Here is a 10,713-nt window from a genome sequence, read left to right on the forward strand (position 1 = left end):
TAGCACTGACGGGTTCCGTCGGCCCGTCCGCCAACGGAACCTGCAGGGCTTCCGCGACGATGGTTTCGACAACCGTCATCCCTCCGGATCGTGCAACATGTCCAGCAGCTCCTGGCGCTTGTGGATGTCGAGTTTCGTGTAGATGTGCTTCGCGTGGGTGCGCACGGTGTTCTCGCTGATCACCAGCCGCTCGGCTATGCTCGCCATGCTGTTGCCGCGCGCGATGAGCTCCATGACCTCGGTCTCGCGCGTGGACAGGCCGTAGGCCTCCTGCAAATCGCGGCACTGCTTGGACGTGCGGTCGCGGATGGTGCCGGCGTCGTCCGAGGCGGAAGGCCGGTTGCGGCGCTTCTTCGGCAACGGCTTGACGGACGGGGCAGCATTCGCGCCCCCGCCCTCGCCCGCAGCGTCGGGCGATCCCTTGGGCATCCGCACGGCGTAGTGCTCGATGCGCGGCGCGCGCGTCGAGTCGAGGGGCAAAAACTCGATGGGATCCGCCGTGACGGTTCCTTTGGACGCCACCGCCTTGAACAGAGTACCCGTGGAGGCCAGCAGCGTGATGCCCAGCACGTAGCTCGACACCATGGCCACGAAGAACAGCCAGTCGAACCCGTCCACCGAGACGAAGTCGCTCACCCACCCCAGCAGAAAGCCCACGGCCTGCATGAGGTACACGACGGCGCCGAAGAACGCGTAGATGAACACCGGGTTGATGCCTCGGTCGCGCGACACCTGCGCGCACTGCATCATCATGAGCATGAGCACGAGCGAGAACACCATGTACGTGAACGCCGCGAACAGGTTCAAATAGCCCGCGCCCAGAAACGGCAGCAGCAAGAAGCCGGTGATGACCAGCGGATACACCACGCGAAACACCGACGTGAGCCCCAGGCGGAAGCTCATGCGCCGCCACAGCAGCAAGAGCACCGCCGCCGACACGAACGAACCCAGCATGGACGCGCTGTTCACCACGAGGCTGATCTCCTGATGCAAAAGCGCAATGCCGCGGATGACACCGCTGGCGAACGCGAGCGACCCCACGCAGAGAGCGCTGCGCCAGTAATCGGCCACTACCTGGCGGTACACCTGCGGATGGTCTCGCGGCACATCCTCGAACATGGGTTGGTCCATGCGCATCTCGCGCACCGAAAGCGCGATGCACAGACCGCACAACGGCACGAACACGAGCGGTACGAGGAACGCCGTGAGCGCGATGGGCACCAAATACAGCGCGAAGTAGATGAACGGGGCGATGGCCGTGCCCACCACGAGCCGCACGTTGCCTTGGGCCGGCGGCAGCGACGCGAAGTAGCGCTGCCACAGCATGAACATGCCCGCGCACCCAATACCCAGCAGCACGCCGCCCGCGGCCACAAGCGCAAGCGCCGCCTCGAAGACGTACATGGCCCCGATAAGGCACGCCGATCCGGCGAACACGAGCAGCGCGCTCAGGCTCACCATCATGCGCCGAGCGGCGTGGGGAAAGCGGTACGATCCCACGGTGCTCGCCACGAACGCGCCCCAGAACGCGAGCGACTGCGCGAGGAAGAACGTGAGCGTGACCTCCGCCGTCTGGAACTCCATCGGCAGAAACGGGAACACGCCGCCCCAGATGGACGTGGCGTTCACCGTGAGGAAGCACGCGTACCCCCAACTGGACACGTGCGTATGCGCCGCGCTGCCGCTCACGTGGTTTCGGCCCTCCCCGCCTCGCCCTCCCGATAGTTCAGCGCACCCATTATAGTATGAAGCGGCTCGGAAGATGAGCGCACGCCGCTAGGCGGCAGGGGCCGACTATGTGGTATCACCCTTATCTGAACTGGTAAAACGCTTAAATCACATGCAAAGTGTGATCACCGTACCCTCGGTTTTGGTACCGTGTGCCGTGGAGGAGTTACCAAGAGAAGGAGGGAACCATGGCATTGAACGAAGCAGCGACGCTGTCGCGCCGCACGTTCGTGAAGGGCTCGCTCGCCGGGCTCGCGCTGGCCGGTGCCGCCGGAGGCGCGCTGTACGGCTGCTCGCCGAAGAGCGAGGGCGACACCAAGAAGGACGGGGGCGCCGCGACGGCCAACGACGAGATCGTCTGGAGCCAGTGCAACGTGAACTGCGGCGGACGCTGCGTGTTCCAGTGGCACGTCAAGGACGGCAAAATCGCCTACATGGAGACCGACAACACGGGAGAGCCCGAGGGGCTGCAGGCGCGCGCCTGCCTGCGCGGCCGCTCCATGCGCCGCTGGGTGAACCACCCCGACCGCCTCATGAAGCCCATGAAGCGCGTCGGCAAGCGTGGCGAGAACAAGTTCGAGGAGATCAGCTGGGACGAGGCCATCGACACCATCGCGACGAAGCTCAAAGACGTCATCGAAAAGTACGGCAACGAGGCCGTATACATCAACTATGCCACCGGCATGTACTCGGCAACCGGAAAGACCACGGCTCGCCTTATGAACGTGCTGGGCGGCTATCTGGGAAGCTACGCCGACTACTCCACGAACATGATGAGCGTGGCCATGCCGTACATGTACGGCGAGGAATGCACGCCGTACGACAGCGTGTACGCCTCGTCGGCCAGCGAAGCCGAGAAGAGCGACCTCGTGCTCATGTTCGGCAACAGCCCGGCCGACACCCGTATGGGCGGCGCGAACGCCGTTTGGGACTTCACCAAAGTACGCGAGGCGGGCGCGAAGATCTACCATATCGACTACCGTCTGAACGAGACGGCTTCGGGCCATCCCGAGGAGTGGATTCCCATCCGCACCGGCACCGACGCCGCGCTCGTGGCGGCCATCGCCCATGAGCTGATCGCGAACGACCAGGTCGACGTCGATTTCCTGCACACCTACTGCGTGGGCTTTGACGAAGAGACCATGCCCGAATCCGCCAAGGGGCAGAACAAGTCCTACAAGGACTACATCATGGGCACCGGCTACGACATGGTGGAGAAGACCCCCGAGTGGGCCGCCCCCATCACGCAGATCCCGGCCGAGCGCATCCGCTCGCTCGCGGCCGAGCTCGCCGCCGCTAAGGCGCCGTTCGTCGTGCAGGGCTGGGGCCCGCAGCGCCACACGAACGGCGAGAACACGGCCCGCGCTATCTGCCTGCTGCCCTGTCTCTTGGGCAAGGTGGGCTTGCCGGGCACGAACACCGGCATGCGCGAAGCCGAGCCGAGCGCTCTCGTGGGCGGCATCCCCAACGGCAAGAACCCCGTCAAGGCGTCCATCAACGTCTACCAGTGGCTCAACGCCGTCGACCACGGCGAGCAGATGACCGCGAAGAACGCAGGCGTGCACGGCGTCGACCAGCTCACGACCGGCATCAAGTTCCTGTGGAACTACGCCGGCAACTGCATCACAAACCAGCATGCCGACATCAACAAAGTCCATGAGATCCTGCAGGACGAAACTAAATGCGAGTGCATCGTGGTCACCGACACCGTCATGACCGACTCGGCCAAGTACGCCGACATCCTGCTACCCGACGCCATGCGCGCAGAGCAGCTCAACATGTCCACGAACGGCTACTCCGAGTTCTACCTGGGCGTGTGCATAGGCGGACCCGCACAGGAGGCTCCGGGCGAGTGCCGTCCTTCCTACGACGTGAACGCCGCCATCGCGGACAAGTTCGGCAAGAAGGACGACTACACCGAAGGCCGCACCCAGGAAGAGTGGGTGCAGTATCTCTACGAGGAGGGCGCGAAGGCCGACGGCGATATGCCTAGCTGGGACGACATCCAGAAGCAAGGCCTGTACAAGCGCGAACTCGAACCCGTTGTGGGATTGAAGGATTTCCGCGACGACCCGGCGAAGAACGCACTCAAGACCCCGTCCGGCAAAATCGAGATATACTCCGAAGAGCTGGAGAAGCTCGCCGCCGAATGGGAGCTCGAAGAGGGCGACGCCATCACCCCTATCCCTTCGTTCCTTCCCGGCTACGAGGGATACGGCAGCGTGACCGAGGAGTTCCCGCTGTACTGCTCCGGCTTCCATTACAAAAGCCGCACGCACTCTTCGTTCGGCTTCATCGAAGAGCTCAACCAAGCATGCCGCCAACAGCTGTGGATCAACCCGCTCGACGCGGAGAGCCGCGGCATCTCCCACGGCGACCTCTGCTCTGTCACCAGCCCGGTCGGCGAAATCACCATCGAGGCGAAAGTCACGTCCCGCATCGTGCCCGGAACCATCGGCATTCCGCAGGGCGCATGGCATGACGCCGACATGCAAGGCGACCGCGTTGACAAGGGCGGCTGCGTGAACACGCTCACCACGTACCGCCCCTCGCCGCTCGCAAAGGGCAACGGCGTTCATTCCATCATCGCCCAAGTGGCGAAGGCGTAAGGAGGGAAGCAGACCATGACCCAGTACGGTTTCTATTTCGACAGCGCGCGCTGCACGGGCTGCAAGACCTGCGAGATGGCGTGCAAGGACTACAAGGACCTGCCTTCGACCATCGCGTTCCGCAAGGTGTACGACTACGAGGGCGGCTCATGGGCCGACGTGGGCGACGGTGCCTACACGTCCGACACGTTCGCCTACCACGTGTCGTTGGCCTGCAACCACTGCGCCATGCCGGCGTGCATGGCCAAGTGCCCGTCGGGCGCCATCGAAAAGGATGGCAAGACCGGCCTCGTGCATATCGACCAAGAGAAGTGCACGGGTGCGGGCGTGTGCGTGACCACGTGCCCCTACAACGTGCCCACCTTGGATGCGGAGACGAAGAAAGGCGTGAAGTGCGACGGCTGTGCCGACCGCGTGGCTGCGGGTCAGAAGCCCATCTGCGTGGAAGCATGCCCGGTGCGCGCCCTCGAGTGGGGCGATATCGAGGAGCTGCGCGCGGCGCACAAGGGCACCGTGGCCGGCATCGCCCCCATGCCCTCGCCGGACGAGACCACGCCGTCCATCGCCATCAACCCCTGCCCCGCCGCCAAGGATCCCGGCGACACCACGGGCATGATCGTGAACGAGAAGGAAGTCACGAACGTTCCGGCGTAACAGCTGACCATCCGCGGATACCCGGCGCGCGCAAACGGGCACCGGGTATCCGCACCCCATCTCTGAAGCGGCCGCGCCCCTCCCTCCCCGGCGCGGCCGCTTCCGGTATACTGGAGCGGGATGCCCGTGCTCGAAACGCGCGGGCACGGGGTAGGTTGGCAGAGAGCTGCTCATGGCGTTCGGATTCTTCTTCGACAACGCGCGCTGCACCGGGTGCAAGACCTGCGAGATGGCGTGCAAGGACTACCGCGACCTCGGCCCCGAGGCCACGTTCCGGCGCGTCATCGACTACGAGGGCGGCACCTGGAACGCGCCGTCCGGCACGGAAACCGCCGTGCCCGAAAACGTGTTCGCCTACCACCTGTCCCTCGCCTGCAACCATTGCGGCGACCCCGCTTGCACGCACGTGTGCCCCACCGGGGCCATGCACAAAGACGACCAGGGCCTCGTGTGGCCCGACGAGCGCAAATGCATCGGCTGCGGCTACTGCACCATGGCCTGCCCCTACCACGCCCCCTTCATCGACCAGCGCCTGAAGAAGAGCTCGAAATGCGACGGCTGCCGCGCGCGCCTGGCCGAAGGGCTGGCCCCCGTGTGCGTGGAAGCGTGCCCCGTGCGCGCGCTCGACTACGGCGACCCCGCCGAGCTGGTCGTGCGGCATCCCGGCGCCGTGCGCTCCATCCTGCCGCTTCCGGCGGAGGACGCCACGTGGCCCAACCTGTTCATCCTCCCGTCCCCCGCCGCCGCATTGGCGGCCGAAGCGGGCGGGCGTATCGCGAACCGCGAGGAGATCTAACATGACCAGCGGCTTCGACGAACTCTCCCTCGCGGTGTTCACCACGCTCGCCCCGGCAGGCACCGTCGCGTTCGTCGTGCTGGCGCTGGCGCGCCTGCTTACGCGCGACCACGACGCCGCCGTGCGCATCGACCGCCTGATCGCGCTTCCGTTCTCCGTGGCGCTCGTGGGGTTCATCGCGTCGGCGACGCACCTGGGAACGCCGGCGAACGCGCTGCACGTGTTCTCGGGCGTGGGGCGCTCTCCTCTGTCGAACGAGGTGCTGTCGGCCGTGGCCTTCCTGCTTTTGGTGGGGTCGTACTGGATGATGGCCTTCAAGCAGCGCTTTCCCGACGCCGTGGCGAAGCCGTGGCTCGTGCTGTCCTGCGTGGCCGGCGTGGCGCTCGTGACCTGCACGTCGCTCGCCTACGCCGTGGACACCGTGCCCACCTGGGACACCTGGTACGCGCCGGCCAACCTCTGGTTCTCCGCGCTGCTCGCAGGGCCCGTGCTGGGGTTGCTGTTCCTGCATATGGCGCGCGTGCCGTTGCGCGGGGGAGGCGCCGCCCTGGTGGCGGCAAGCGTCGCCGCGCTCGCAGCCGGTACGGTCGTGCTCGCCCTGCACCAGCAGAGTTTGGGCGGCGTGGCGAACAACGAGCTGGTGGCCAGCGTCCTCGCCCCCAACTACGGAGGAGCCATCGCGTTCCACGCGCTTGCCGGCGCCATCGGCTGCGCATGCGCCGCGCTCTCGCTGCGACGCCGTGCAAGCGACCAGACCGCCGTGATCCTGAGCGGCGCGGCCGCGCTCTTGCTGCTGGTCGCCGTGTTCGTCACCCGCGTCGAGTTCTACCAGCTACACATGACGGTGGGGTTCTAAAGCGCTACAATCTTCAGGTTCGCGAAGGGAGGGGCTGAACATGGGGAGATCGTCGTTCGAACAGCCAGCGCAGATGCCGCTGAAGCCATATCATCTTGCTTTTTCTCTCTTGTTGCTCAATCCCGTCGCGTCGCTCGTTTCGGCTGGAAACTACGTGGGCGGCACGCTCACGGCGTTCGAACGGGGAGAGTTCTCCCTGCCGTTCATGCTCGCGTTCCTCGGCATGTTCGCCGCTGCGGCGCTCGCGCTTGTCGCGCTGCACCGGTGGGGACACGCTCTGCCGCTCGGACGAACGGCATGGGCATCGCTCTTCATAGTGGCGACCGGCGGTGCCGCGCTCGCTGCGGGAACGCTCTGCGTAAATGTCCCGGTTTTGCTCGGCGCGTCGGCCGTCCTGTCCGCAATCGGCACAGCCGCCCTGCTTTACTGCTGGCTGGCAATCTGCTCGGCGTTTTCGTTCAAATCGTCGCTGCTTTGGATCGCCGCCTCCCTTTGCCTTGCGAGCATCATGTCCTTGGCGGTGTTGACCACCAGCAACGCCCACGTCATGATGGCAACGACCGCCCTCTCCCCTTGCGTTGCCGCCGCAGTTCTGCTCGCTTCGCGCAGCGCTTGGCGCTCGAGCGCGCACGGCGAAACCGACGCTCCCCGCGAGAAGCAAGGCACGGCGTGGGGTGCCTTCTTCAGCGGCACGTGGCCCGTTTTCGTCGGCGCTTTGCTCTGCCTCTTCCTCCTGGGCCTCATGTGGACCGAACCCCAGCGAGCGCTTGAGTTCGCCCATTCTGCTAGCATCACGCAGGGCACGTTCATCGGGTTCATCGTCGCCACCGCCGCCATCGCGGCCATCGCAGCGCTGTATCCGAGCGAGAAAAGGCTGCGAACCGCCTGCTTCTCGTTCGCGCCCATCATCATCACCTTGCCGCTCGCCGCCTGCATCCTCACCGTGGACCCTTCGGGAATCATCGGTTACCTGCTGGGCGGCCTCACGGGCATCGCCTGCTCGTTTTTCGCGTCGCTCTCGCTCTCCATCATCCTTGAAAGCGAAGCGAGCTGGCACGTCCCCCTCCCCACGACGTGCGGCTGCTGCGGCATAGCCGCCAGCCTTGCCCTTGCATCGGGAGTCGTCGTCAATCAGACCATCGAACCAAGCCAAACCATGAGCGTCACGCTCGCGCTGTTCGTGGCCTATCTGGTGGCCCTCGCCACGCGCGCCGTTCGCTCCAACGCGCGGGCAAGCGAAGCCCGCCAGGTCGACGGCCCTGTCGACATCCGCCAGGAGGAGTGCGAGAGAATCGTGCGGGCGAACGGACTCTCACCGCGCGAGGCAGAGGTGCTCACGCTCTTGGCGCGTGGGCGCAGCTCAACCTACATCGCCCAAGAACTCTACGTTTCGCCGGAAACCGTGAAGGTGCATATCAAGCACATCTACGAGAAGACGAATGTTCATTCGCGCCAAGAACTGCTCGATCTGTTCGAACGGCCGCTATAAAAACGCCGCCCGCAGTCGGCATAGACTGCGGGCGGCGGGCGAAGACGGCTCCTAGGCTGGGAGGGAGGGTAGGCCCGGAGCCGCTTCCTTCGAAAAATGGACGGTTAGCGCACTTCCTGACCGGTGATGAGCTTGCCGGCCACGCGACCGTGCGTGACGGCCATGCCGATGGAATTGCCGGTTATGGGCGTGGAGTAACCCAGACCGTAACGTCCGCCCAAGGTGTTTCCTGCGGCGTACAACCCGGGGATGACGTTGGCTTCCTTATCGAGAACCTGAAGATCGCCGTTGGTCACCAGACCGCAGAGCGTGACCAAGCTGATGGACATCGTGCCGTTGTTCCCACCGAAGCCTCCCGGCGCCGCGTTGCCGTAACCGTAAAAGGGAGCTTCCTCGATGGGGGTCATCAGGCAGGCGTCTTTCCCGAAGTCGGTATCGGCCCCTGCGTGGCACAGCTCGTTGTAACGTTCGATTGACGCCAGGAAATTCTTTTTCGTCTCGCCCGTGTACCCCAGCATGTCGGCCAGGCCGTCGAGCGTCGAGGCTTTGTACAGCTGGCACGCCATGCGCTCTGCCACCGTACACATGCGCACGGTTCCGCCCTTCGGATCGTCCACCGCGATGGCCTCCATATCGGCCTCCATCTCGGTGTAGTAATCCTCGCGCCCGAAGTTCGCGCAACCGTGGTCGAGCGACGAGTACTTCAGCGTCTCGCGCCAGTTGGCGTCGGTCACGCCCGTGATACCGCCTCTCGGCTGCCTGATCACTTCGGCGATGGCGGTGCTCGTCGCCGCCTCGTTCATAAAGCGGTTGCCTTCGGCGTTCAACCAGAGGAACGGGCTCGTGCCCCACGGACCCGAGCCGCCCCCGCCGAAGCTCATGGCGCCGCGGGGGCCCGCCTCAATCATGCCGCCGGCCCAGCAACCCATCTTGTGGCCCTCGCCGTAACAATCGGTCTGGCCCATCAGCGACTCGGGACCCATGCCGGCCCGCTCGTTCCACTCGCGATATTCGGTCAACAGGTTCCACGTCATGTCCGTGTTGGCTGCGAAATCGCCCGTGCACAGGATGACGCCCTTCGTCGCCACGTATTTAACGTATCCGTCGCTGCCTTCGGCTATAACGCCGGTCACCGCGCCGTCATCGTCCTGCGTGAGCACGGCGGCTTTCTGCTCGCAATGCCATTCCACGCCAAGGTCCTTGCCTTTGAGGATGGAGAACTGCTGCACCTCGTCCAAGCGAGAGAAGGCCGCGTTCCCGTCAAACGTCTCATGGTTGATAGTGCCCATGAACTGCACGACCGAGGGCCACGTCTTGAAGCCGCCGCGCTTGAGCGGGTACTCCACCGGGCCGTCGAATCGAAGGGACGGCTGCTGGATGCATATCTGGCTGTCATCGAGCGGGCTCAGGTCGCTCTGATCTTGGGACACCTTCCTGATGCGATCATCAGGCCATTTGACCAGCTCGACCATATGGTCGAACGTCTCACCCGAGTTCGCCACGTATTTGCGGATAACCTCCGTGTTCACACGCCCGGCAGCGCGCGTGCAGAACTCCTGCACCACCTCGCCCTCGTCGTAGGGGCCGAACCCGCGGTCGATGAGGAACTGCGAGTTCACATGGCCCACGTCCTCTCCCTTTACTTTTCGAGAAGCCTCGGGGGACTGCTCGATCACCGCGACCTTGGCACCGCCTTCCGCCGCTGCGAGAGCCGCTTGGATGCCCGCATGCCCGCCGCCGCACACGACGACGTCGCATTCCACCGTCTCGACGATATCGCCCTCGTCGATTTCGGGCTTTTCGCCCAGCCAGTCGGCAGTGGCCACGTAGCCCGTCCCTTCCTGCGACGCCGAAGCCGAACCCGATCCGTCGCCTCCTTGCGTCTCTTTGCTGCTTTGCGGCGCGCACCCCGGCACCAAAGCCGCCGTCGCCGCCATGGCGCCCACGCCAAGCGCGCCCTTCAAGAAATCACGACGCCCTATGCCGCCATGCTCCAAACAGGCCTTCTCTTCCTTCATAGCACCCTCCTCCGGTCTACGGGTTCCATCGCTTGCGACGCAATCGGCCCCGCAAGCCCCAATGGACCGAACGATACGACCGAAAGGAGGGTTGCCACGATCCCCAAACCGAGGTAATAGCATAACCCGATTCGAGGTATTTTGTTGTTTTCCCAGGTAAAGGGCGAGGATTGATCTGGACGAAAGCCGCCAGGCATCGATACGGGCTCAACCGCTCATGCAAGCAGCGCTCGAAGCCGCGAGCTCATTGCGAATCAAGCTATTCAGAGGCTTTGGACATGCTTTCTCAACGTTTTTCCGTCTATTTCGGCAATGCTTCGCGCAGCACTGTTCGTCGACGGACGGTTTTCGCGTGCCCTGAATCCTTGGAATTCTTCGAGCAGGACTAGGGTTTCGTCCTGATTTTTGCGTGCTTTCACGCTTTTACGTCCTTGTTTTTGCCGGTGGCGCCGTTCGCGCGCAAGCGCGAAAACGAGCGCCCAGGTTGGCGTAGTAAGTCAGCGAGGCCCGCCCTCGTGCCCGAGATCGTGGGGATCGCGCGGGCGACGCGTACTTCGGTACGC

General features: G+C 64.5%; 7 protein-coding genes. 5 read left to right on the top strand and 2 right to left on the bottom strand.

Annotated elements, in window-relative coordinates; all coding sequences use genetic code 11:
* Positions 1 to 75: 75 nt before the first annotated feature.
* The gene (locus HCH03_RS13350; protein WP_221689878.1) at positions 76 to 1,689 is read right to left on the bottom strand and encodes a LuxR C-terminal-related transcriptional regulator; all 1,614 of its coding nucleotides are present in this window, start codon (positions 1,687 to 1,689) and stop codon (positions 76 to 78) included.
* Between the two features lie 227 nt (positions 1,690 to 1,916).
* On the opposite strand from HCH03_RS13350, the gene HCH03_RS13355 reads away from it, so the two are divergent.
* The 5 genes from HCH03_RS13355 (at position 1,917) to HCH03_RS13375 (ending at position 8,132) form a co-directional block, all read left to right on the top strand.
* Positions 1,917 to 4,337, top strand: a complete 2,421-nt coding sequence (locus HCH03_RS13355) for a DMSO/selenate family reductase complex A subunit (RefSeq protein ID WP_221689879.1) — start codon at positions 1,917 to 1,919, stop codon at positions 4,335 to 4,337.
* 15 nt (positions 4,338 to 4,352) lie between these two features.
* Positions 4,353 to 4,991, top strand: a complete 639-nt coding sequence (locus tag HCH03_RS13360) for a 4Fe-4S dicluster domain-containing protein (protein WP_221689880.1) — start codon at positions 4,353 to 4,355, stop codon at positions 4,989 to 4,991.
* A gap of 172 nt (positions 4,992 to 5,163) precedes the next feature.
* Entirely contained in the window at positions 5,164 to 5,787 is a 624-nt protein-coding gene (locus HCH03_RS13365) for a 4Fe-4S dicluster domain-containing protein (protein WP_221689881.1), read from the top strand.
* A gap of 1 nt (position 5,788) precedes the next feature.
* On the top strand, positions 5,789 to 6,643 hold the full coding sequence (locus tag HCH03_RS13370) for a dimethyl sulfoxide reductase anchor subunit family protein (RefSeq protein ID WP_221689882.1): 855 nt from the start codon (positions 5,789 to 5,791) through the stop codon (positions 6,641 to 6,643).
* A 40-nt stretch (positions 6,644 to 6,683) separates the two neighbouring features.
* Positions 6,684 to 8,132, top strand: a complete 1,449-nt coding sequence (locus HCH03_RS13375; protein WP_221689883.1) for a helix-turn-helix transcriptional regulator — start codon at positions 6,684 to 6,686, stop codon at positions 8,130 to 8,132.
* Positions 8,133 to 8,236: 104 nt separating this feature from the next.
* Here HCH03_RS13375 and HCH03_RS13380 read toward each other — a convergent pair whose 3' ends face one another.
* A complete protein-coding gene (locus tag HCH03_RS13380) occupies positions 8,237 to 10,150 on the bottom strand; it encodes an FAD-binding protein (protein ID WP_221689890.1) in 1,914 nt (637 codons plus the stop codon).
* Positions 10,151 to 10,713 lie beyond the last annotated feature (563 nt).

The sequence above is a fragment of the Gordonibacter massiliensis (ex Traore et al. 2017) genome (genome assembly GCF_019731765.1).
Classification (GTDB): domain Bacteria; phylum Actinomycetota; class Coriobacteriia; order Coriobacteriales; family Eggerthellaceae; genus Gordonibacter; species Gordonibacter massiliensis.